The 22,912-nt window shown below is 40.9% G+C and carries 20 protein-coding genes; 10 read left to right on the forward strand and 10 right to left on the reverse strand.

From position 1 onward, the window contains the following. Positions 1-13 precede the first annotated feature (13 nt). The 4 genes from FD723_RS21800 (at position 14) to FD723_RS21815 (ending at position 2,827) form a co-directional block, all read left to right on the forward strand. Positions 14-232 carry a hypothetical protein gene (locus FD723_RS21800; protein WP_179067223.1) on the forward strand — a complete coding sequence of 73 codons (219 nt, stop codon included), beginning with the start codon at positions 14-16 and terminating at the stop codon, positions 230-232. Between the two features lie 580 nt (positions 233-812). Beyond that, a complete protein-coding gene (locus tag FD723_RS21805; protein WP_179067224.1) occupies positions 813-1,781 on the forward strand; it encodes a sodium-dependent bicarbonate transport family permease in 969 nt (322 codons plus the stop codon). Between the two features lie 4 nt (positions 1,782-1,785). Beyond that, entirely contained in the window at positions 1,786-2,097 is a 312-nt protein-coding gene (locus FD723_RS21810; RefSeq protein ID WP_179067225.1) for a P-II family nitrogen regulator, read from the forward strand. A 16-nt stretch (positions 2,098-2,113) separates the two neighbouring features. After that, positions 2,114-2,827, forward strand: coding sequence for a carbonic anhydrase (locus tag FD723_RS21815; protein ID WP_179067226.1), 714 nt, complete (start codon positions 2,114-2,116; stop codon positions 2,825-2,827). A gap of 118 nt (positions 2,828-2,945) precedes the next feature. Here FD723_RS21815 and FD723_RS21820 read toward each other — a convergent pair whose 3' ends face one another. Continuing rightward, entirely contained in the window at positions 2,946-4,670 is a 1,725-nt protein-coding gene (locus FD723_RS21820; protein WP_179067227.1) for an ATP-binding protein, read from the reverse strand. A gap of 974 nt (positions 4,671-5,644) precedes the next feature. Here FD723_RS21820 and FD723_RS21825 point away from each other — a divergent pair. After that, positions 5,645-6,082 carry a CAAD domain-containing protein gene (locus tag FD723_RS21825; RefSeq protein ID WP_179067228.1) on the forward strand — a complete coding sequence of 146 codons (438 nt, stop codon included), beginning with the start codon at positions 5,645-5,647 and terminating at the stop codon, positions 6,080-6,082. A gap of 229 nt (positions 6,083-6,311) precedes the next feature. Here FD723_RS21825 and FD723_RS21830 read toward each other — a convergent pair whose 3' ends face one another. Continuing rightward, positions 6,312-7,478, reverse strand: coding sequence for an S-layer homology domain-containing protein (locus tag FD723_RS21830; protein WP_179067229.1), 1,167 nt, complete (start codon positions 7,476-7,478; stop codon positions 6,312-6,314). Between the two features lie 117 nt (positions 7,479-7,595). Next, positions 7,596-7,991, reverse strand: a complete 396-nt coding sequence (locus tag FD723_RS21835; RefSeq protein ID WP_179067230.1) for a hypothetical protein — start codon at positions 7,989-7,991, stop codon at positions 7,596-7,598. Between the two features lie 276 nt (positions 7,992-8,267). Between FD723_RS21835 and FD723_RS21840 the strand changes: the two genes are divergently transcribed. Both FD723_RS21840 and FD723_RS44185 read left to right on the forward strand, forming a co-directional pair. Continuing rightward, positions 8,268-9,626, forward strand: coding sequence for a sensor histidine kinase (locus FD723_RS21840; protein ID WP_179067231.1), 1,359 nt, complete (start codon positions 8,268-8,270; stop codon positions 9,624-9,626). Between the two features lie 33 nt (positions 9,627-9,659). Next, positions 9,660-9,773, forward strand: coding sequence for a pentapeptide repeat-containing protein (locus FD723_RS44185; RefSeq protein WP_179067232.1), 114 nt, complete (start codon positions 9,660-9,662; stop codon positions 9,771-9,773). A gap of 320 nt (positions 9,774-10,093) precedes the next feature. Here FD723_RS44185 and FD723_RS21850 read toward each other — a convergent pair whose 3' ends face one another. The 3 genes from FD723_RS21850 to FD723_RS21860 all read right to left on the reverse strand — a co-directional run bounded on the left by FD723_RS21850 (position 10,094) and on the right by FD723_RS21860 (position 15,785). Continuing rightward, positions 10,094-11,581 (reverse strand): glycosyl hydrolase family 57, encoded by a 1,488-nt coding sequence (locus FD723_RS21850; protein ID WP_179067233.1) that lies wholly within the window; start codon positions 11,579-11,581, stop codon positions 10,094-10,096. Positions 11,582-11,795: 214 nt separating this feature from the next. Beyond that, positions 11,796-12,617, reverse strand: a complete 822-nt coding sequence (locus FD723_RS21855; protein WP_179067234.1) for an SDR family oxidoreductase — start codon at positions 12,615-12,617, stop codon at positions 11,796-11,798. A gap of 1,470 nt (positions 12,618-14,087) precedes the next feature. Then, a complete protein-coding gene (locus FD723_RS21860) occupies positions 14,088-15,785 on the reverse strand; it encodes an alpha/beta hydrolase (protein ID WP_179067235.1) in 1,698 nt (565 codons plus the stop codon). Positions 15,786-16,046: 261 nt separating this feature from the next. On the opposite strand from FD723_RS21860, the gene FD723_RS21865 reads away from it, so the two are divergent. Beyond that, the gene (locus FD723_RS21865; RefSeq protein ID WP_179067236.1) at positions 16,047-16,241 is read left to right on the forward strand and encodes a hypothetical protein; all 195 of its coding nucleotides are present in this window, start codon (positions 16,047-16,049) and stop codon (positions 16,239-16,241) included. Between the two features lie 165 nt (positions 16,242-16,406). Here the strand turns inward: FD723_RS21865 and FD723_RS21870 are convergent, their stop codons facing one another. The 4 genes from FD723_RS21870 to FD723_RS21885 all read right to left on the reverse strand — a co-directional run bounded on the left by FD723_RS21870 (position 16,407) and on the right by FD723_RS21885 (position 21,143). Then, positions 16,407-17,330: an ion channel gene (locus FD723_RS21870; protein WP_179067237.1), complete on the reverse strand. Its 924-nt coding sequence runs from the start codon at positions 17,328-17,330 to the stop codon at positions 16,407-16,409. Positions 17,331-17,638: 308 nt separating this feature from the next. After that, positions 17,639-18,529: a YsnF/AvaK domain-containing protein gene (locus FD723_RS21875; RefSeq protein WP_179067238.1), complete on the reverse strand. Its 891-nt coding sequence runs from the start codon at positions 18,527-18,529 to the stop codon at positions 17,639-17,641. 227 nt (positions 18,530-18,756) lie between these two features. Then, positions 18,757-19,641: a DUF2382 domain-containing protein gene (locus FD723_RS21880; protein ID WP_179067239.1), complete on the reverse strand. Its 885-nt coding sequence runs from the start codon at positions 19,639-19,641 to the stop codon at positions 18,757-18,759. A 659-nt stretch (positions 19,642-20,300) separates the two neighbouring features. Further along, positions 20,301-21,143 (reverse strand): DUF2382 domain-containing protein, encoded by an 843-nt coding sequence (locus FD723_RS21885; RefSeq protein WP_179067240.1) that lies wholly within the window; start codon positions 21,141-21,143, stop codon positions 20,301-20,303. A 395-nt stretch (positions 21,144-21,538) separates the two neighbouring features. On the opposite strand from FD723_RS21885, the gene FD723_RS21890 reads away from it, so the two are divergent. After that, the gene (locus FD723_RS21890) at positions 21,539-22,273 is read left to right on the forward strand and encodes a DUF1995 family protein (protein WP_179067241.1); all 735 of its coding nucleotides are present in this window, start codon (positions 21,539-21,541) and stop codon (positions 22,271-22,273) included. Positions 22,274-22,345: 72 nt separating this feature from the next. Then, positions 22,346-22,891 (forward strand): histidine phosphatase family protein, encoded by a 546-nt coding sequence (locus FD723_RS21895; RefSeq protein ID WP_179067242.1) that lies wholly within the window; start codon positions 22,346-22,348, stop codon positions 22,889-22,891. The last annotated feature ends 21 nt before the right edge of the window (positions 22,892-22,912 follow it).

Here is a 22,912-nt window from a genome sequence, read left to right on the forward strand (position 1 = left end):
ATGTGAAAAAGCGATGTCTCCGAAGATCACTGAGCGCAGCCGAAGTGCTGGCTACGCCTACGCCTGGGGTCACATCAATAGAAAGTCGCTATTGCCCAGATTACAACATCCTAACGAAACTTGGTCAATAAAGATTGTGTGGCAATCTTCTCAACCAGAATGGTACTGTATCATGATTTATGTAGAAGTAAGAATAGCCGTATTCAGACAGTTGCTTTCATCAACAGTTTAAGAGTTTTAAAGCGTCCTGATAAAGATTGGGGACTAACTGACTGTATTAGCTTTGCGGTGATGACACAGGAGGGGATTACTCAAGCTCTTACATCTGATCGGCATTTTGAGCAAGCAGGATTTACAAAACTGTTGTCAATCAAAAAATACTGGAATTTAGACAAAGTTTGTGTTGTGGCAATTCATAATTGCTATGACAATACGTTAACTTTTCTATGTAGATAAGTTAGCTATGAGTTATTCCGGCGCGTTGTGTCGTAAAATCAGCCACGGGGAATCAAACATAAAAAGATGGTAGGCAAGCTCTAACTTGTTCTGTTGTCAACATTAGGGGCAATTAATAAATTGCCCCTAATGATTTTCGTGGGGACATGAGAATGTTCCCTAGCCCGTGGTTTATTTGCTTGTAAAACGCTGTACATACCCAACTGAGAGTATAGTCACCAATCGGGCTATGCACTCCTTGAGTACCCAATTGACATTAGGTAACAATACACGATACATCATCATTGAACCGTTAAATTTTTAAAGATGAAAAATTTCTTTAATTGCAGGTTTTACCAGTATAAAGAGGGGTGGATATGGATTTTAGCTTAATTGTATCCAACATTTTGAATCCGCCAATCTTGTTTTTCTTTTTAGGCATGACTGCTGTTTTTGTCAAGTCTGATTTGGAAATTCCCCCACCAGTACCCAAACTCCTTTCGTTGTATTTGCTGTTTGCAATTGGTTTTAAAGGAGGAGTAGAACTAATCAAAAGCGGACTGAATCAGGAAGTAATTCTAACACTCCTGGCAGCAATGTTGATGGCTTGTTTTGTTCCAATTTACACCTTTTTTATTCTGAAGTGGAAACTGGATACTTACGATGCTGCGGCGATCGCAGCAACCTACGGTTCTATCAGTGCCGTCACTTTCATCACTGCCGGCGCTTTTCTGACTGAGCTTGGTATTCACTATGATGGTTACATGGTAGCAGCTCTGGCCCTGATGGAATCTCCGGCGATCATTGTTGGTCTAATTTTGGTGAGTATATTCACCGCCGATGAAAAGCGAGAGTTTGCTTGGTCGGAAGTTTTGCAAGAAGCATTTCTTAATAGTTCAGTTTTTCTACTAGTCGGTAGCCTCTTAATCGGTGTCTTGACAGGAGAACGTGGTTGGCACGTATTAGAACCCTTTACTCAAGGGTTGTTTTATGGCATTCTCACCTTCTTTTTATTGGATATGGGATTGGTGGCTGCCAGAAGAATTAAAGACTTGCAAAAAACCGGAGTTTTCCTGATTTTATTTGCCATACTAATTCCAATACTCAATGCAGGCATTGGGTTAGCGATCGCCAAATTCATCGGTATGCCTCAGGGAAATTCGCTGTTATTCGCTGTATTGTGTGCCAGCGCTTCTTACATTGCTGTGCCGGCGGCGATGCGGATGACTGTTCCCGAAGCAAATCCCAGCCTATATGTTTCTACCGCTCTAGCAGTCACATTTCCGTTCAATATTATTGTGGGAATTCCGTTATATCTCTACGGAATTAACCTATTCTGGAGGTAATAATATGCACGTAGTTAAAAAGATAGAAATTATCGCCAACTCCTTTGAACTTGCCAAAATTTTAGAGAGTTTAGACAAGTCGGGTGTACATAGCCATGCCGTCATTAGAAATGTTGTTGGTAAAGGATTACGAGGAACGACAGAAGATTTAGACATGACCATGCTTGATAATGTTTACATCCTCGCATTTTGTATGCCAGAAGAACTCAAGCGTGTTGTCGAAAATATCAGACCACTCCTGAATAAATTCGGAGGTACTTGTTACGTTTCCGATGTGATGGAAATTCGCTCTGTCAGATGTATTGCGTCTCTGTAAGAGAGTTATAAATTCAATGAAAAATTTCATAGAACGTCGTGACTTTTTGAAGTTAGGAATGACCGGGGCATTTGGGATGATGCTATCTGCCAGCGATTTACTCTGGCGGGTAGAACAGGCGAAAGCTGCCGAAATCCCCTCAAGTTCCCCTGAATCCCTCAGCCCCGATGCAGCCTTGCAAAAGCTGATAGAGGGAAATCAGCGATTTGTCGATCATCATCCTCAATACCCCGATCAATCTGCGCTGCGGTTGCAGGAAGTTGCTCAAGCTCAACATCCATTTGCCACTATTCTCAGTTGTGCGGATTCACGAGTCCCCGCAGAAATTGTTTTTGATCAGGGTATTGGGGACATCTTTGATGTGCGGATTGCCGGAAATATTGCCACACATGAAGCGATCGGTAGTATTGAATATGCAGTTGTCTTATTAGGTTCTCCGCTGCTGATGGTGATGGGCCATGAGCGTTGTGGGGCTGTTACCGCCGCTGTCCAAAACGAATCGTTACTAGGTGATATTAGTAGTTTTGTGAAGGCAATTAAGCCAGCTGTAGAAAAGGTCAAGAGTCAGCCGGGTGATGCGGTTGAAAATGCTGTGGTGGCAAATGTGCAATATCAAATTGAACGGTTGAAGCACTCAAAGCTTTTAACTAAGCAGGTGGAGTCGGGCAAATTGAAAATTGTCGGCGGTCGTTACGATTTGGATACAGGGAGAGTGACTATTATTACTTAGTTGAGCAAACATCAAATTTTAGACAGTGGCGATCGCTTTTTGTTTACCGTGAGGGATAGGGGCGATCGCGCCTGTAGAATGTGAGATATTCTGTCTAGCGATCGCACTTCCACTCAATTCAATCCTGCACAGTCATTGGCAGACGAATAGTAAAAGTAGAGCCAATTCCTGGCTGACTTTTGACAATAATTTCACCACCCATCATCTGGCAAAAGTGGCGACTAATTGCTAACCCCAGTCCCGTACCTCCATACTTTTTCGTAGTCGAGGTATCACCTTGAGTAAAAGGTTGAAATAGCTGCTGCTGTTGACGGTGAGACATACCTATACCTGTGTCGGTCACGGTAAAAGTAATCATACCCAAAGGAGCATCCAATCGTACTTCATCCTTTTCTCTGTTGACTGTCAGCGTCACCTTGCCGTTTGTAGTGAATTTACTGGCGTTGCTGAGTAAGTTTAACAATACCTGCCGCATTCTAGTTTGATCGGCGTACATTGTGCCAAGTTGTTCGTCAAAATCCACTTCTAAAACATTGGCATTTTTTTCGATAGCTGGTTTGACTGTGAGGACAATATTATGAATCAGCGTCGCAATCTCGAATGTCTCTGGATAGAGGGTCATTTTCCCCGCTTCAATTTTTGACAAGTCGAGGATTTCGTTAATCAGGTGTAGTAAATGCTTACCAGCAGCGTTAATTGTTTCTAAGTCTGTGATAAAGTCTGCCGATAAACCAAGATCGGTAGCGTCGTCTTCTAGTAGTTGGCTTAAGCCAATGACAGCATTTAATGGTGTGCGTAATTCGTGGCTGACATTGGCTAAAAATACGCTTTTTGCCTTGCTAGCAGCTTCAGCTAGTTCTTTAGCTTGTTGTAGTTCTTTTGTTCGCTCAGATACTCGCTCAATCAAACGATTTAGAGATTTGGCAAGTAACCCAATTTCATCTTCAGTGGTGACAGGCGCTCGTAAATCGAAATTATGTTTCCTGGCAACTTGTTCAGCTACTTGGGTTACAGTGATCACTGGTTCTGCGATCGCTCGACTGGTACGCCAAGCGACAATGGCTGCGATCGCTACCGAAACAAGCATACTCAAGATCACGATGAATCGCTCAACTATTTTTGCTTCCTCAACGGCTTTTTGCCTTTCTTGCTCTTGATCTTCAGCAGTTTGCAAGATGTTAGTTAAGTTTTGCGAAAGCTGATCTAGCCGCATGGCTGTTTCACCACGCATAATTGTTAATAACTGCGATCGGGCAGAGTTAATCTGCTGAGGCTGAACTTTTTTGGAGTCAATTTTCTGTAATACTACTTCTATCTGGTCAACGTAGGCTTTTAAATTATTCTTGTAATCTAGCAATAACGTCTGTAAAGTCGAACTTGTTGCTGCTAGTCTTTTAGGTTTACTATCGATAAATCCGCCAATTTTTGACTCTAGTTGCTTGGCTTTTTCAACATTCTTCAGAAAATCAGCTTTTTTACTTTGCAGTTGTTGTGAATTTTCTAATACAGCCACTAGGTTAGAGCTATGTAATTGTGCCCCGACTACTGCATCTTTATAATTACTCAGTAGTTGCCCTTGTTCATAAGCTTGATTGAATTGTCTAACTTCCTTTCCCCGGTAGTAATTAGCAATCACTAACCCAGTCAGTGAGCCAAAAAAGCCAATTCCGATAGCGACAAAGTACCCATAGCCAATTTTTTGATGGATGCGCCAAGAACTAGCTTTGAGTTTCCCTCGTGAGGGAAATTCTATAGTTGGGAGTTCGTCTGTCGATTGCTCTTCGGCTGACACTTTTTTGCTTTCTGAACTGCTGTCAATAGGGGTTGGCTTTTGAGTTGGCATTTCTCAAACCTCCTTGCCTTCCCACAAAAATAATCAAATTAGTCTAGCTTGTGCAAACACTTCAATTTAGTCATTAACATCTACATTATCTTCTTTTATCGCAATAGAAAATCATTGCTTACTAGATAATTAGCATAGCCTGATATTGTACGAGTATTTTTTGCAGCTTCTTTACTAAGTAAAATTGCTATGACAAACAGAATTTAATTTTGTCAGGAGCAACGATATAGTTTTCTACACTAAAGACCTGTCTAAGAGCCTCTTCTCTTTACCATACTACTTTCCTCAATATGCTGGTTGATAGCAATGAATTTTTGCGATCACCTACGCCATTACTCTACCTTACTGCTTCCTTATAAAATTAATACAATCAGGAAAAAAACAAAAGTTTGATAATTGTTGGATATTGGGCATTGGGCATTAGTTATTTCTTCCCTGCTCTTCTGCTCCCGTGCTTCCCTACCCAGGCACACATATCATAAAATAGTTCAAATGTCTAGTATCTGTGAACACACAAAAACTTTTATTACGTATTAATATCAATACGAATAGGTTAATTGACGAACCCAGCTTAAGATAGCTTTAATATCAGATAAAATCGGCTTCTAGGCTTATATAAATGAGAGGTGGACTTTTTTTTGCATGATTTGTACTTAGATTTAGTACGATTATGAGCAAATGACACGGAATGGGATAATCACAACTTGAGGATTCCAGTTGATTCCAAAAAATAGAACTCAGGAAGTTGATTATAATACATCCTACTGCCTTCTGAGTTCTATCCTCCTACTGACTATCTACCTTGTAGTTGATGCAGTAGATATTAAGGGGCAATTATGGTTATAGGACACTAAAACCCTTTTGTGCCCTTCATCCAATTGTACTGATGCACTTGTGCATTACCTAATCAACACCTTTTTGGTTGTAATTATCCAGATTAGAAAAACTCAACTGTCAAATTAATAGGAGTGAAAATGCCAGAACAAGAATTTACCGAAACCGCATCCAAAGACACTACAGTGGCAGAGATCAACACCCAAGCGGGAACCATTACCAAACTTCAGCCTCCTGCACAGTCTCAAGACGAATGGCTAAAATACGGGGAGCAAATTTCTACCTTTTTAGCAACATTGCCAGAATACGTGGGAGGCTTCTTCAATCAATATAAGCAACCCCTGGTAACAGTTGGTTTAATTGTGGGATCAATTGTTGCCGTTAAAGTTCTCTTGGCAATATTAGATGCTTTGAATGATATTCCTTTGGTAGCCCCTACTTTCGAGTTGATCGGTATTGGTTACTCTGCCTGGTTTGTTTACCGCTATTTACTCAAAGCTTCAACCAGGAAAGAGTTAACTAGTGAAATCACCACTCTTAAATCACAAGTTGTCGGTAAACAAATTCCAGAAGCTTAATATCTAATTATCGCTTCTCTATGAGACTCTACGCGTAGCTTACTTCTGTGTAAGAGTACGCCCTAATTCCAAATTAGCGAAGCCTAAACGTCGTAAATAGGCGTTCAGGCTTCTCTCAAAATGACCTACTAAATTCATTAACGATTCGTATATAACTCGCTCCTTCTGCCCTTGCTTTAATTACGAATTATGTAGCTTGCTTCTCGCCGGAGGCGATTATTACGAATTATTATTGAGACGAGCCTCCAGTGGGCAATTTACCCTTTGGGTTCGCTTTTGGAGTCTGGGAAAGTTCTGGAGATATTTTGGGCGATGCCTGCGGCGGGCTAGGCCTACGCACTATATTAGGAGATGTAATTGCCTCCAATTTGCCCCGTTTTACTAAAGCTTGATGAATCATCGCCGCCACTTCCGCCCGACTAGCTACTTTGTTGGGATCGAGGATTTGGGGATTTGGATAGTTAACTACCAGACCATTGGTTGTAGCAGTAGCTATTTTAGCTATAGCATAAGGTGGAATATCTTTAGCATCTTTATAGACACTAATAATCTGATTTGGGGAAGTAGGGGCTTTCAAATTTAACCCACTAACAAGAGCAACTAAAACTTGTACTCGTGAAATATTTTGTTGTGGTTTGAAGGTTTTTTTCGGGTAGCCTTTGAGGAATCCGGCGCTGATGGCTTGGTCAATTGCTGGAGTTGCCCAGAATTTTGTTGGTACATCTTGAAATGCGATCGCAGTCTTAGACGGTTCTTGGTCAAAGGCTTTTTCTAGTATGGCAGCAAATTCGGCGCGATTTACAGGCTGATTTGGTCTAAAAGAATAATCAGGAAATCCTTTGAGAATCCCACGGGCAGAAAGAACGTCTATAAAACGCCTACTCCAAAAGTCATTGGGCACATCATTAAATGCAATTGGCGGCGGAATGATTGATTTTGGTTTTGCTGGAGTGACTAAAGGCAACGCTGATGATTTAATTGATGACTCAATTTCTGTTGAAGAGGGTACAGGTGTCTGTACTTGTGAAGATGGAGTTGGGATTACCAGAACAGATGGTAATGCTGTGCCCCAAGGAGTTGCGCTGTTCTTTGGAAATGCAGGTGTGGTGGGTTCAACAACAGCCTCAGGTGGAGAATAGGGAATATTGCGGGGGACTACATAAGGTTCTACTTTGGCAGTAGGAGAGGGCAATACTTGATTTGGTTGAACACTAGAAGATGGTGTGGCAGAAGGTAAGAGCAGCCCGTTTAAGTTCCAGCTAGAATCTCTGCGGGACAATGACCAAAAAAGAATCGCTCCAACAGTGCTGAAGGCAATCAGAATGGCTATAAATTCATCAAAGCCAAGGGCAGTTTTTTGAGATGACTCCGGTTCGGAAGGAGGTCTATTTGTCATCGTGATTACCCTGGTAGCAGTAAAATTTGTGTCTAAACAAATTAAGCCACAGATGACTCTTTTACACCAGCCCTTTTTTAATTCGTAATTCGTAATAATATATAATATATCAATATATCAGGTTTCTGGTTCAATACCGAGCGATCGCAATTGTGCAGCTAGGCGATCGGCTCTTTGGGATTCCTGTTCTGCTCTTTGGGATTCCTGTTCTGCTCTTTCATCGCCACTCAACAACAAATTACCTTCTAAATCCCACCAACGCAGCCAGGGTAATTCCACATTCTGATAAACTCCCTGCCATAAACCTAATTCAACACCCAAAGCAACTATAGGATAATGTCCTCGTTCATTTGCTGGTAAAACTGTTAGTAGAAGGCTTTGGGGATGCTCTTGCCAATTTTTGCCTCCGGCACGCTCCGCGAACACGAACGTACCATTGGACTCAGGAAGTTGAGTATGATCCGGGAATGGGAAAGGAGTGAGAGCGTTGGTTGGATTGGTTACAGAGGTCATAATGCTACCTTTGCACTCTCTACCTTTGCACTCTTCGTAAAGGTTATTTTTAGTTTAGCTTGCGTAGGCGTAGCCCGTCGTAGACATTGCTTTCTAAATATTCTCCACCCAGATTATAAATCTCACGCCAATGACTTCCAGTCGCTTGAGAACGATTTTCAGCTTGATAGACAACTGGTATTATTAGATACCTAAATTGAAACCGAATTTTGAGGGTGGCAGAATGTAAAATATTAACTTATTGTTTACCTGTCTTTGAAAAAATTAGGGTGTCTAGTGCCAGAAGAATTCAGTTGCCAAATCTCACCGCCATTTTTGTCTCTGGGTAGCGATCGCGATCTTGATTTAGATTCAAGCCTCCAAGAGTTACCAATGTACAACTTCTCGGTGGAAATCAGCCACACTGGTATGGAAGTGGCTAGTTTTTTGGAAAAATATCCCCTGCTACCAGGAGTAATTTTGGTAGAACAGGGAGAGTTCATTGGGATGATTTCGCGGCGGCGATTGCTCGAATTTTTGATTCGCCCATTCGGACAAGAGTTATTTGTTCAGCAATCATTAGCTGTTCTCTACAGCTATGCGCGGACACCGATTTTGCTAGTTGCTGATACAACATCCATTTTAACAACAATGCAACTTAGCCTAAAGCGATCGCCAGAATTATTAGCAGAACCAATTGTAGTCCAAACGCAATCTGGTGCTTATAGATTGTTAGATGTCCAAGAATTGAATATTATTTCTTGGCAAATTCGGGGAATTGACAATCTGATTCGGTATGAACGTAGTCAAGCCCAAATGATTCAAAATGATAAAATGGCCAATTTGGGGCGTTTGGTAGACGGCGTAGCCCACGAAGTTTTAGACCCAGTGGGTTTTATTTGGGGTAACATAATTTATGTTTCAAACTACAGTCAAGATTTACTCAAACTCATAGCAGCTTACGATCGAGAGTTAACATCAGTTTCTCCGGCAATTAATCAAATTAAAGAAGAGATTGAATTTGATTTTTTAGAACAAGATTTATCGCGATCGCTTGCTAGTATTCGCACGGGAGCGGAAAGATTAAAAAAACTTGTTACTAGCTTGCAAAACTTCTGTCATATAGATGAACTTTTCCCCAAGCCAGTAGATTTACACGCCTGTATAGATAGCATTATTTTATTAATTAATAGCCGTCTTCAAGGAGAAATCGAAATCGTCAAATACTACGGTCAATTACCCCCAGTATATTGCTTTATGGGGCAATTAAACCAGGTTTTGATGAATATTTTAAGCGAAGTTGTCGATACTTTACTCAATGAAGCAGTGAGACAGCAGTTACATTTAGAAGAGACAAAGACTGTTCAAAAACCCCGAATTGAGATTACCACAGAAGTTGTATCACAAGAAGCAAGCAATCCAGATGCACCAGATTCTCGTTGGGTTTTAATTCGTATTGCTGATAATGGCTCTGGAATGTCTGACGAATTACAACAGCAAATTACAGAGTCTTTTTCTCTTGATACAAAGAATGGTAAAAATACTAGTTTAGCAGTAAGTTATCGAATTATAACTGTGAGACATGGGGGTAAATTGAGTTTTCATTCACAGATTGATATAGGTACGAAATTTGAAATATTGTTACCTCTGGTATAGCAATATTTTTAAATAAAGCCGCAGCAATTGCAGATGAAGGCAGATAATCTACTTGCGTGTGCAAATCTGGAGAAGGCTAATCTTAGTGAAACTACAGCACTAGGAACAAATTTCGACGGAGCTTTGTTTACAGGTGCTTGTTTATAAAACTGGAATATTAATAGCGCCACAAGAGTAGATAATATTGATTGTAAATATGTTTACTTGAAGAGTAACAATCAAAGCAAGGAAATCCTAGAGCTACAGAAGGATAACAACAGGATTTTATTAGAAGTTTTATCCCGATGGAAAGCAGGGAAAGGCTTAGGAAGATACTATAAACAGGTGGTATAAAGAGGATTACACAATTTATAAATAATTCTTTTGTTAGTGTACGAATTAGAATAATTGTGGCTTGGAATAGCCAATAATTCCAACCCAAAATAGTATGCTCTGATTGTGGAACTAATCTACAGTAAAGAATTTGTTTACAATAAATTTTCGCCCCGTTGGTAAATTTCCCGCGCGTAATCAGTCCAAGCACCTTGTCCCCAATAACGAAAACAACTGGTTTGCAGCAAAAGGTTATGTAGAAGAAAGTTACGGTATTGAGATTGTTTCGTGATGGCTTCTGCTGAGTCAGTTTCCAGCAATGGATCAAACTTATGATGGAATAAACTACTTAATTGATACATGGGAGATAACACATTTTCATATCCTTTTACCCAACTGATATGATTTGTCCATGAGGCTCCATCCAGATTAAAATTAGAGTTTGTTTGCTTTAATTCTTGAATAGCATTTTCTACAGCTTCCGGTTGAATATTATCTGGTGAAACTCGCTCCCAAATTTGATGTTGTCCGACTGGCTGACAAGTTGGATAGTCTTCAGGTTTGCATCCCGCTGCTTCGATTAATTCTAAATATTCTGTACCGCACACGCCAACTACACCTGATTTTCCTCCGCCATTATTTACCATATCCCACCAAGCTTGTTTAAAAGCGCTAGGAAATTCATTCATCATCACGCCGCCATTTTCACCATCGCCAATTTGGCTAACTATTGGTGGTACAAATATATCGCTAATTTGCTGTTTGGATAATGTTTTCGCTTCATAATAAGGCTGCATTTGAGCAACTAATTTCGTATCGGAACCTTGGGTTTTAATTAAAGCTGTGATGCTAATTGTTTCACCTTGAGAATTACGGGCAATTAGACGATGTGGTAAATGTTTATGAGTGAGAGATTGACCCATAAGAGTTTCTACAGAATGTTCTTGAATAAGTAGCCAGCGATATCCACATTCTTTCAGCGCTTTTACAAATTCAAAGAGAGCATCAGGGTGATTTGGTAGGTGCATTTCTGGCGGCGAAAATCCTTTGACTCGCGCTAGTGCTTCCCAGCCAAAAATTGCCGCAAAGTGATGTTGCCATGCAACGATATGTAATTTAATATCTGCTATGGGTGTGGAAGGAATAACTGCATGACCCCACATTGTACCCAACCACTCTACATAAGGTTGGTAGGTGCGATCGCAAGTAATCCGTTTCAGATTATCGAGAACATCACCGCGTCCCATTTGCCGCAGTCCCCACAGCAGATTACCAGAGTAATCCAACATCACACGCGGATTGCAACCTTGACTTACAAGTTCGGGGATCAAATCACCCATACGGCTGTAACAATGGGCAAAGGGATCTGCGTTGTGGTTATCCCCTTCATGAGGATGTTCAAACATATATTGCAGATTGCTGATCAGTGTACCGCCATTTCCAGCAGGTATAGTTGGCTGGTGCATGTGTAAAGCGATCGCAAATACAGCATTTACGTCTTCTAAGCGGATATTCGTTGTTGGTAAAAATACTGGTCGATCTTGGTTAACTACAGAGAGAACCTCTGTTTCCCAACCAGAAATATTCGGTAAGCCATCAATGATTTCGGGCAAAGGAGTCAGAGTTGTGGGGAAGGAAAGCATTTCTGGTTGCTCCGAAACAAGGTATGTCTAATTATGCGATCGCACAGCAATTTATGATCTGCAACTTTATGTATTGATGCAAACTGCGATCGCCTTGTAGTCGCCAAGGGACATCCAAAAATTAAATTACTCAATTTTTGCATCCAATAGGAGCGGGGGGACAAGGTAGCAATATCTCTACCTTGTCTCCCCCCTCTACCTTGTCTCCCCTTCTCTACGAGACGCTACGCGAAGGGATCAGTTTTTCAATCAGCCGTTGTCTTCTTGGTGCTGGCGGTGTTGCTATTCGTAAAATTAGCTCTAACAACCAAGGGGCGAGGCGTTGACACAACACGGCTAAATGACTTTGCCATCCGACTAAAATTTCTGCTGAATCATTCTGCATTCCGGTGACGAGTGCTTTAGCCACTTGCTGAGGAGTCATGGGGATCACCCAGCGAAATAATTTTAAGTCGCGCACCATATCTGTGTCTGTCAGAGAAGGCAGTAATGCAATGACGCGAATATTGTGTTCAGCTAGTTCTTGGCGCAAGGCTTGGGTAAATCCTAAGATGGCAAACTTGGTTGCTGAGTATGTCGCCATCGTTGGTGCAGCCACTTTCCCCATCAGGCTCGATACATTGACAATTGTCCCTTGTCTTTGGCTAGCCATGCGTCGAGCAATCAAACTAGTGAGGTTGTACATTCCTAACAAGTTCACCGAGAGTTCTTCTTGAACTTGGGGCATTTTAGATTGCAAAAATGAGCTTTGGTATGCGACTCCCGCACAATTAACCAGCAGGTGAATCTGCCCGTAATTGCGCCATAGTTGGGCAACAGCAATATTTACTTCAATTGTTTGAGTCAAATCTAAGGGCACGATCGCAGCTTCCGTACCCATCGCCTCGATTTCGCTAGCTACCTCCAATAACTTGCGGCGATCGCGTGCTACCAATATCAGTCGCTTGATGCCTTGTTGCGCTAATTCCAGAGCGATCGCTCGTCCAATTCCACGCGAAGCCCCTGTAATTAGGGCTACTTTACCTTGAATCTCCATTGGTTTTATCCTCTAAAATTTAAGTCTTACCAAACTCTTCGTTATTACCGATACACACAAGCAAGAGCTACTTGCTTGTCGGTACAAAGTAAGACAAATAATCAAACTGAAACCAAGCCTTTAGCAACGAGATATTTCTTAGTTAATCTGCAATCACTCATAGTTGTCTATATGAGGCAGAAATCTCTCGTTTTGAACCCGTCAAAGCCTAACACAATTGGCTGAATGGGTATAGCTCATAGATTTTATTTCTCCTAGATCCGAGCGTTCATCAGCATCGTTGTCATACACACGTTAGCAATTAAATCAAGGTGTTGCAATATTTTTTAATAAGAATTTCTTAATACTTCTTAACGACAAGTATATATATACAAAAGATTTTATTAAATAAGTTTTTATAAATCACTCAGTATAAATATCTCACTTTCCTGACAAATAGCCTGATTTTGAGAAAATTCATAGCTTAGAAACAAAAAAGACATATAGAAGATTCCAGGTAAATGAGGTACAAATTTTAATACAAAAGCCATATACTAAGAGACTTTCAACCCAGTTAAGAGTTCCCTATTCTCTGTTTCCTGCTATATAGTTTTTTGGCTGATGGTTGCAATAGTTAGAAGCTCTAACTAACTCAGATAATTGCAACAGTATATTTACTGTTTTCTTGAAAAGTAAGGTTGATGGCTTTTATTGATTGAAAATAATCAAAGAAGGCTAAATCGTTGTCTGAAATTATCTGCCAAAACTTGATAACAAATAGTAATGTTTTAGGTTTAGCTTTGAGTTCATCAAAGTAATACTTGAGACTGCCTAGTTTATAGCAAACTTCAATCATTCACGAACAATAAGATCCCCGATTTATTAGAGAAATCGGGGATCTTAACGTAAGTCAATATGATTCCTAATTGATGATTCTGCCTAAAGCTATACTCCGTAAATTTACATAATCAGTAATTACTACCCCAATACTTCTCGGTTAAGGGGAAAGGGAAAAGGGAAAGAAAAAATTTTTAACCCTTACCCTTTACCCTTTACCCCAAACCCAATTCCGAGTTAAAAATGCTTAACTTGCTTCCAGCAAAGATAGATAAGCTAAAAACATCTAATTTGCAAATCGAACTAAGCATAACTCTTGTGGGGTGGGCGTCTCGCCATAGGTGTCAAGTTAAGCTGGAAATAGCTTATCTGTTGGCTTCCATGCCCGCCCGGAAATAAATGAGTAATGAGTAATAAGTGATACCCATTACTCATTACTTAGTACTTGTTACTTCAAAAATAAATTTCTTTGGCTTTTAGCTTAAGTCTATTGAAGTAGACTGGAGATTTTTGGCGATATTTAGTCATCTTTAGATGACTTTAGCTATGAGACGGGAATTTCAATTCCCGGCGGACAAGCGGTTTCGCGTTAACTTGACACCAATGGCATCTTGCCCACTCCACAATATTGAATAATTTATTTCTTGGAGTTCCCTAACGGGGTGTAGGAGTAGGTTGAGGATTTGATGGTTTGCTTGCCTGGGGAGTTGGCCCACTCCAAATTTGACGGAACTGATCTACCGACAAAGACTGTAGAAGACTGAGATTCAGAGGCTCTTTACTGATAAATGTGCCGTAGGAAGGCTGCAAATAGGAACGGTATTCAGGGCGGTTGAGGAGATGGGTTTCTAAAAAAGCGACGCTAAGGGCATTGAGATAGGAATAAACAGCAGCACGATCGGGGCCTAGCAAGGCAGATGGTACAGGTAGGACATCGTTTTCAGGAGTAGGTTCGGCGATCGCTGAAAAGTGTGTGGCATTTTCGATCAAAGCCAGGTACTTATTAGAGTCAGAAAGCCAAGTAAAGGGGCGAATTTGCTCAAATACAGGTGGTGCGAAAACATCTTGACTACCTGCTACCAGCATGACGGGAATTTTAATTTGACTGATTCCCCCCTGACCCAAAACTGAGCTGTCAATGGGATTAATCGCAATGATGGCCTTGATGCGATCGTCTTTGAGTTCGTAATTCTTTGGGGGTAAATCAGTTGCTTGACACTGCAAAAACAGCGACAAATTAAAGGATGAGTTATCGGGATTACAATCTTGCCTTAGTTGCTCAAAGTTAATATTGGCTCCTGCTAGAGTCAAGACAGTATAACCACCAAAGGACTGACCGATCGCCCCAACTTGCTGAAAATTGAGTTTTCCCTGGAGGGCGGGATCGGACTTATCTAGACGCTGGAGTTCATTGAGTAGATATTTGATATCCAAAGGTCGGTTGATAAATTCTGCTGCATCTGGTGGCCCTGCCAAACCAGCAAAATATTGCTGAAAGCGTTCGGCATTACTACCAGGGTGTTCTAGTACCGCAACGGCAAAACCATAAGATGCTAGATGTTCAGCCAGATAGACAAAGGTGGAGCGGTCTGAGGCCAGTCCATGAGAAATTACAATCAGGGGAAAGGGAGGTGAGGAAAGTTCTTTAGTACTTTGTGAACCTGTTGATGGCAGATAGATATCCACAGGTAGACGGCGTGAGCGAGAAATGTCATTTAACTCCAGGCTTTTTTTCTGCCAGGTGAATTTTCCTGGCGATCGCAAATCTGGTTGTTTGGAGAAGTCAATGTTGGAAGTGGCTGCTTGAGCGATCGCTTCTTTGTGAAGAGAGGCAAAAACCTCATCCTTTCTTTTGATCAATTGCGACAAGTCATCAACTATCCTTAACCCCTCCGTGAAATTCACCCGGATAGTATTGCTTGGAAATTTCCGCAGTAAATTCACAACCGTTAAACCCTCGCGATCGGCGGCAGCCAAAATCAAAGAGGCACGTATGGCATAGAAGCCATTCTTTCGAGACTCAGTGAGAAGTAATCTTCCCAGTTGTTTCACCAGCTGCTCGCCTATCGGTGAGTAGGTAACTTGAGATACTAATGTAGGAGTAAGACTAAAGCGCTGCTGGAGTAGATCCCGCAGTTGAGCGAGTTGTTCGGGAGTCGCACGGCTCGCATAAAATGACAAATCCTGATCGATTTTGCCTTCTTTAGCGAAGGTTTCCAGCGAGTCCACCGATAAGGAAAATTCGCCGAAGGGAGGATAATAAAAGCTAATGCGTTCAGCTCCCAATCCGGGAGTAGCAGTCAAGAACGTAGATAGCAAACCTAAACCCAGATATCTCAAAAATTTTTTCATTAGAATAACCCACTGTCTAACCCTGCCAAACAAGTTTGGACAGAGAGGAAAGCGGAGCGGGATCTATAACCGCTTTCCTGTTTGCACAGGTTACAAGCACAAGAAAGCAAGTACTTGCATCCATAGTTTCGCACATACGCAAGAATCGGTACTCAACTAAATTTTGGGATGTCTTGAATTATCAAAACATATCAGTAACAAATTTTTCCACCAAATAGCATCAGTAGGGCGATAATAGATATAGAGATCAAAATATTTTATATGTCCTTCGCCTCCTGTGCTTGTTGTGTTGTCGTCCTCAACCAACAACAAGAGCAAAATATCTCCCACCAAAACCAGTGCCAGGATGTGCCAGTTAACCACAGCAAGAGCGTGGTTAAAACTTGCACTGTTGTTGAAAATGGTCGGGTAATTGTTAAACCCTTAGAACCACAACTCAATCAAACTTCCGATTGAAGAAGAATTCAGAAGTCAGAATTCAAGTGTCAGAATCAAGACTCGACTCGAAAATACTCGCTACCGCTGCGCTATCCGCTTTTTCGGTCAAAATTCATTCTGTTAGCGGATAGCTAAGGTTTAGCCCATTCTGACTACTGACTACTGAATTCTGTTCGATAAATTTCACCCATCTAAATCTAAAGGTAAAACATCGTGAAAGCGGTTGTAATCAATGTAGCGATGTCCATCGGGTGTGTGGTGAAAGATATCGACAAATTGATTGTTCCACAAAATCTCATTAGCACTATAACTATGACGGGCATGGACAACCTGGGCAACCGTTTCATCAATGCCACTCAAAGAGACAATCAGCATGGTATTTGTCTGGGTTAAAGATTCTGGTGTCATCCCATATAGAGGACTAAACTCATCAATCACATGCATCACTGACCAGCTTAACGTGAAGCTAGGTGTTTGGTTCCTCACTAGTTTAAGATCGTGGAACCGCCGCATGAACTGTCCTTCTAAGGTTACTTCGTCGCGCATCAAGTAGACTCGCATCTGCGCCTCCAGAATCGTATTGCGACGCTGATTAGCGCTGCGAAATATGAGAGTCGGCATCGCATCATGAGCCGTAATGACAGCAACACGACTAAAAAGTACACGAGCTGTAGGCCGAGAGAATCGAGCAAAGGCTAGTCCCGTCATCACAGCAATTCCCACCAAACCGATCATTGCTTCAATGGTGACAATAATGTTGGCGTAAGTTGTTTTCGGATACATTGCCCCATAGCCAATGGATGCTAGGGTTTGAACGCTAAAGAAAAAGACATCTAAAAAAGAGCCAGGTTGAGCATTGGCAATACAATCTCCTCCTATCAAGTAAGCTAGGGCAAATAGAGCATTAATAGTTATATAGAAAGTACAAATCAGGAGCAGAAAGCCAGTCCAGGGAATCGTTAGCAGCAGATGATAGGGATCGCGCCAGTAGGAATGCCATGCACCCATACCCATAATCTCAAATTTTCCATCTTGGACATGAATCTGAATAAGTGGGATCAAACGCTGTCGTTTCTTACGTGAAAGTCTCTTGAGTCGAAATTTCATTGCGAGTAGCCAAAAGAACGGCAACTGCTTAGTATTGTAAATTAAGTTGCTTTAGAGACATTCACTCTAGATAATTAGGGGAGTGGGTACTGGGTATTGGGTACTGGGTATTGGGTACTAGGGACTGGGTACTGGGAAAGAAATTATTTTAAGATTTGCTTGGGATCTCAATCCCAAATCTCCAATTCCCAATTCCCAGTTAAACTTACCCGCAAGGGAATGGAGACTTCACCTTTGTTTTCTTAAATCAGCAAAAAAATAGGGTGGATATTGCCCACCCTACTAATTTATCTGCTAGAAACTTATTGTTATGGCTTTAGTGATTGACCTTTAGAACAGCGGTCAAACCACTCTTGGTATTTTTTTTGGTGCGATTCATCTTCAACAGCAATGGTAACACGCACCTGCTTGCAGCCGTGATTTCGCTCTAGTGCGATCGCATTCAGCAATAAATTAGCAATTTTAGGCGAGCTAAATTCGCCACTTACCGTTAAACCGTTGTCAAAATGTGTAGTCTCAAGTCTTTCTACTTCGGTCAAATCAACGCCAGTAATTTCTCCTTGCCCTAAATCAATTTCTGCAAGTTGTTTGTGTTCTGGGCTAATTTGTTCCACAATCAGCATTTCACGCCGGATAGGAACTTGTACCATCCGGGTTTCAATTACTTTGCGAACAATTACCTCACCGACTTTACGCTTACTGCTTTCAACAACTAGTCGTTCTTCTAGTAGACGAATAATCTGTTCTTCAGTAACCTGTTCTAAATTCACTGGTTCAACTGGGCTATTGATAATTGGATTATTAGCTACTTGCTCAGTTGAGTTACTATCGCCTGGTGTTTGTGTTTCTAAATATTCAGGCATATACTCAATTTCTGATTTGTTTAAGTCTATGAAAACAGATTTATTTGGCTTGTCGATTTGTTTTATTCTCTGGCTCTGCAACCGAAATAAAGAAGGATGTTTATCAGCTAACTGCTGATCATATTCTACAGTTTGTTGATTTACCTGCTTAGATATAACTAAGTTAAGCCGACGATGAGCATCCACAATTAAATCATGAACTACTCCTACTAGCTGACCTTGCTTATCAAACACAGCAAAATTATTCACCCTCTGTTTTAAATCTGCCAGAGAGGAGCTAATGCGAGAGTTACCGTTTACCTGTACAATATTTTTTGCCATCTGTTGGCTATTCATCTGCAAAGTTTACGAAGTGCTTTCTAATTAGCTAAATTAAAATCTATTATTGCTTTGGATACTATTTAGACAATGTTAGAAAAAGTTTGCGATCGCTGCATTTATCCAACCTATATCCAGAGCGATATTTGCTATTACAAGCACAGGTAAAGCTAATTCAACAGCCTCACCTGTACTGTGTAGAATTAATTACTAGCCATTAGTCAATAACTAATGACTATATTTAGTTAGCGTTCTTCAACTGGAAGATTACCAGAATTCACATCTAACTCTTCACGACGCACGGTTTCTTGAGTTTCAACTGTGTCTTGATCGACCACTTTTCTAACTCTGACTTCTTCACGTAAAAATGCTTCTTTGCGAACATCAGCAGTTTCTTCGTGGATTTCTATACGAGCAACTTCGCCTTCACGGAAATCTGCTTCACGCCCAGAAACAGCTGTACCCGCATCTGCTGGAGTTACACGTTCAATCACGACTCTTTCTCTTTCTACCGGCACTGCAACCCTTGCAGTATCAGTCTCAACATGTTTGCCAATAGTTACTTCTCCAGTTTTTTGGCGTCGTTTACTGGCAATCAGCCGTTCTTCATACAATCTTAGAGTTTGATGATCTTGCTCATTTAATCCGTATAAAGAAGGCTCATTTTCGTAAGTGTAGCTATCACGAGCGTAAGTGGGAGTTGTAGGCAATGGTGCTACAGGTGGTGCTAAAGGGTCTAATGCTGCTGAAGCTTCTATAGGAGTGTAGTCTCCGGGTTGGCGATATACCCCACGTACCCGTTCTTCATAGTCGTAATCAAGGGTTTGACGTTCATTGAACTCAGGCAAATCTTCAGCTTGTTCTCTAGTCAAACCAACTGTGTATACGCGATCAACGTTATAGTCGATACGGGCGCGGCCAAGTGGTAGTAATACTTTCTTACCAAAAATCCAGAAGCCTAAGTCAACTACTAGATAGCGAAAATGACCTTCTTCATCAACTAAAACATCGCTGACAGTACCAATTTTTTCATCAGTTCCTTGTGTATAGACACCAAGACCTTTAATGTCATGACCATCAAAATTATCTTGATAGTTAGGCTCAAAATCTTCTAGTTTGTAAAGAACCATTATCTTTAACCTCAAATATTTTTTTTCATCTCTTAATAACTAAATTAGACATTTATTTATTTTTGTACCTCTTTCTGGCGAATGAATTATTTTCAAACTTCAATAATCAAAAGTTATAGATATTTTTTATTCGCATAGCCAACTAGAGATACAAAAACGTAATAATTTTTCCTTGCTTGGATATTATTGTATTTGTTTATTGCTACAAACTTTTGAATGTTTAAATAATAGTTTGCCAAAATGTAAATTTTTTGAATTATCCAAATTCTTGAATTATCTAAATATAGCGCTTCCCATTCAGATGCGGTACAACATTATGTCGTGAGGTGTAGGGGCACAGCACTGCTCATTAGTGTCAACTTAAAGCCCAAACCTTTTTAAAATCTCGTTCCCAGTCTCCGGCTGGAAATGCAACTCAAAAGCGGCTCTGCCGCGAGTCTTGAGGCGGAGCCTCAACAACGGGCATTCCCAGTCTCCGACTGGGAACGAGACAAATAGTTTATCAACATGTATTTTTTTGAAGTATTCAAATTCCCAACTTATCCCATAAGTCAGTAATTTTGTTATTTCATAAGAAAAACACAGGCAGAATTACAAATTAACTTTGCCTGTATGATTATTTCAGGTAAACCTACTAAACAAATTTATGAACTAGCTAATTAAATAGCTTCATGTGCATTGATACCATTGTCTTGCACATGTAAATCACCCACTGTATCAACATCTAACTCTTCTCGACGAATAGTATCTTGTGTTTCTACAACATCCCGTTCTACTACTTTCTTGATCCTAACTTCTTCACGCACAAAAGCTTCTTTATGTATCTCAGGCGTTTCTTCGTATACTTCTATGCGTGCTACTTCCCCTTCTTGAAACCTAAGTTCATTGGGATCTAGAACTTTATCTGCTTCTGTCGGCACAACTCGCTCAATCAGAACTCTTTCTTTTTGAATAGGTACTGTAACGTGTGCAATGTCTGTTTCAATGTGCTTCCCAACTGTTACTTCTCCAGTTTTGACGCGCTGTTTATTGGCAACTAATCGTTCTTCATAAAGTCTAAAAGTTTGATCGGAGTGATCTTTTAAGGCGTATAAAGCTGGTTCTTTCTGGTAACTGTAGGTATCACGATCGTAAATTACACCACTGGTCGGAGAACGAAATACACTACGTACATTCTCTTCGTAATCACTATTAATTATTGCGTCTTCTTTGTGATCGGGTAAATTATCTATTTGCTGTTTACTTAACCCATCAACATAAACGCGTCTTTCTGGGTAATTGATCCGGGTAAGACCAATTGGTAGTAATATTTTCTTGCTAACAAAATCTAAGCTGATATCAATAATTAAATACCGGAAATGACCATCATCATCAACTAAAACATCACCTACTGAGCCAACTCTATCTCCTCCCTCAGTATAAAGATCCAGCGCTTTAATATCATCTCCGCCAAAGGTTTCTCGATAATTGGGATCAAAATGTTCAAGTTTGTGAATAGTCATAAGCTGTTCCTAAGTTGTATATAGGGTTTATCTGTTAGTGTAAAAAATATTGTGCTAAGTCTCATCCTGCTGGCGACTGATTTTAATGGAATTATTTGATGATTTATATTAGGGAAATATTCAAGCTAAACACTATTAACAATCAATAGAGATACAACTAAAGTTATAAAAAACTAGCTAATATACTGGTATAAAATAGTTTTTCAACTAATCAAGGCGATGTCTACGACGGGCTACGCCAACGCACAATGGCGACAAGCAAATTTCTCACCTGCGCTGTTGATCAAATCCTTCCTACATTTTCAGGGGATTAGGTGATATCGCCTGCGTAAGTCCTGCTAATTAAGAGCCAATACTGAAACAATGGGAGTAGACACTAGAGAACCATGCAGATTATGAGTGAACTTCCAAATAGTCTAGAAGATGCGATCGCCCAATCTCGTGTAGCCGTCCAAACTGCCCTTGCAGATGGCTGTACTCGCCTGCAAGTTGAGTTTTTGTTCCCAGAACTGAAGTTTATGCCGGTGGCGGAACAGTTTTTGCCGGTGTTTACAGATTATGATTCCCGTTTGAAGATTTTCTTTGCTGACGCTGGCGCAGCGGCCTTAGCTCGTCGTGATTGGGCAGATGCACCATTTCAAATTTTGGATATTGGTACGGGTAGGGCTGCTTCCTTACAGACAAAAATTCAGCCAGAGGATGAAATTTTCTTATTCATTGCCCCCACTGCCGTAGAAGTGCCGCAGTTGGAAAAGCTGTGTGAAGTAATAGGCGATCGCCCTTTAGTTTTGTTAAATCCCCGTTTAGAAGATTCTGGGGTTGTGGGCATTGGTTATGCAGCCAGAAAAACTCGTGAGCGTTTCACCAATACCATTGAATCCTGTTATTATCTGCGTCCCATAGACGATCAAAGTGCTTTATATCGCTGCTACCCAGGACAGTGGGAAGTTTGGCTAGAAACCGGCGGCGAATATCAAAGAATTGCGGAGTTACCCACAAAACCATCGGGTGATGATTTGGATCTGATTCTTTTGAAAGGACAACCGCAAACAACAACAGACGCGACACCTGCAAGAAAGCCTAGTGTGTTTAAGAGTTTACAACGGTTTTTAAAGGCGTTGAGTAGTTAGGATAATGCAGAGGTAGCAGAGGTAGATTTTATGATCTGCTGCCTCATTTTGAGTTTTCTATACATAAATTTGATGCAGAAAACCCTGTATATTGTGCGACATTGCCAAGCAATTGGACAAGAAGCTAATGCGCCTCTGACATCAGAGGGTCATCTCCAAGTGATCGCTCTAACTGATTTGTTATTCGGTTTTGGGATCGAGCGGGTTATCTCCAGTCCATTTATGAGAGCATATCAGTCAATTGCTCCCCTCGCTGAACGTCTGAATCTCTCAATCGAGATTGATAACCGACTTACCGAGCGCGTGCTGTGTGCAACACCGCTTGCTGATTGGCGTGAGCGATTGGCTGAATCATTTACCAATCTTGATTTATATCTAGATGGTGGCGAGTCAAGTCGTAGTGCTATGGCGCGTGGGATAGCTGTAATTGATCAAGTATTGCAACAAGAAACAAGCACAATTGCGATTGTCACGCATGGCAATCTAATGGCGTTGATCCTGAAGCATTTTGATGATCGCATTGGTTATGCTGAATGGGAAAAATTGAGTAATCCAGATGTGTACCGCATACAGTTTCTCAACGCTGAAAAACACGTAAAGCGAATGATTTACGCTTAGGATACATACTGTAATTTTTCA

The organism is Nostoc sp. C052 (assembly GCF_013393905.1).
Lineage (GTDB): Bacteria > Cyanobacteriota > Cyanobacteriia > Cyanobacteriales > Nostocaceae > Nostoc.

Coding starts and splice junctions, on each gene's coding strand:
- FD723_RS21800 (WP_179067223.1), top strand. CDS start 14: ATGTCTCCGAAGATCACTGAGCGCAGCCGAAGTGCTGGCTACGCCTAC.
- FD723_RS21805 (WP_179067224.1), top strand. CDS start 813: ATGGATTTTAGCTTAATTGTATCCAACATTTTGAATCCGCCAATCTTG.
- FD723_RS21810 (WP_179067225.1), top strand. CDS start 1,786: ATGCACGTAGTTAAAAAGATAGAAATTATCGCCAACTCCTTTGAACTT.
- FD723_RS21815 (WP_179067226.1), top strand. CDS start 2,114: ATGAAAAATTTCATAGAACGTCGTGACTTTTTGAAGTTAGGAATGACC.
- FD723_RS21820 (WP_179067227.1), bottom strand. CDS start 4,670: ATGCCAACTCAAAAGCCAACCCCTATTGACAGCAGTTCAGAAAGCAAA.
- FD723_RS21825 (WP_179067228.1), top strand. CDS start 5,645: ATGCCAGAACAAGAATTTACCGAAACCGCATCCAAAGACACTACAGTG.
- FD723_RS21830 (WP_179067229.1), bottom strand. CDS start 7,478: ATGACAAATAGACCTCCTTCCGAACCGGAGTCATCTCAAAAAACTGCC.
- FD723_RS21835 (WP_179067230.1), bottom strand. CDS start 7,991: ATGACCTCTGTAACCAATCCAACCAACGCTCTCACTCCTTTCCCATTC.
- FD723_RS44185 (WP_179067232.1), top strand. CDS start 9,660: ATGAAGGCAGATAATCTACTTGCGTGTGCAAATCTGGAGAAGGCTAAT.
- FD723_RS21850 (WP_179067233.1), bottom strand. CDS start 11,581: ATGCTTTCCTTCCCCACAACTCTGACTCCTTTGCCCGAAATCATTGAT.
- FD723_RS21855 (WP_179067234.1), bottom strand. CDS start 12,617: ATGGAGATTCAAGGTAAAGTAGCCCTAATTACAGGGGCTTCGCGTGGA.
- FD723_RS21860 (WP_179067235.1), bottom strand. CDS start 15,785: ATGAAAAAATTTTTGAGATATCTGGGTTTAGGTTTGCTATCTACGTTC.
- FD723_RS21865 (WP_179067236.1), top strand. CDS start 16,047: ATGTCCTTCGCCTCCTGTGCTTGTTGTGTTGTCGTCCTCAACCAACAA.
- FD723_RS21870 (WP_179067237.1), bottom strand. CDS start 17,330: ATGAAATTTCGACTCAAGAGACTTTCACGTAAGAAACGACAGCGTTTG.
- FD723_RS21875 (WP_179067238.1), bottom strand. CDS start 18,529: ATGAATAGCCAACAGATGGCAAAAAATATTGTACAGGTAAACGGTAAC.
- FD723_RS21880 (WP_179067239.1), bottom strand. CDS start 19,641: ATGGTTCTTTACAAACTAGAAGATTTTGAGCCTAACTATCAAGATAAT.
- FD723_RS21885 (WP_179067240.1), bottom strand. CDS start 21,143: ATGACTATTCACAAACTTGAACATTTTGATCCCAATTATCGAGAAACC.
- FD723_RS21890 (WP_179067241.1), top strand. CDS start 21,539: ATGAGTGAACTTCCAAATAGTCTAGAAGATGCGATCGCCCAATCTCGT.
- FD723_RS21895 (WP_179067242.1), top strand. CDS start 22,346: ATGCAGAAAACCCTGTATATTGTGCGACATTGCCAAGCAATTGGACAA.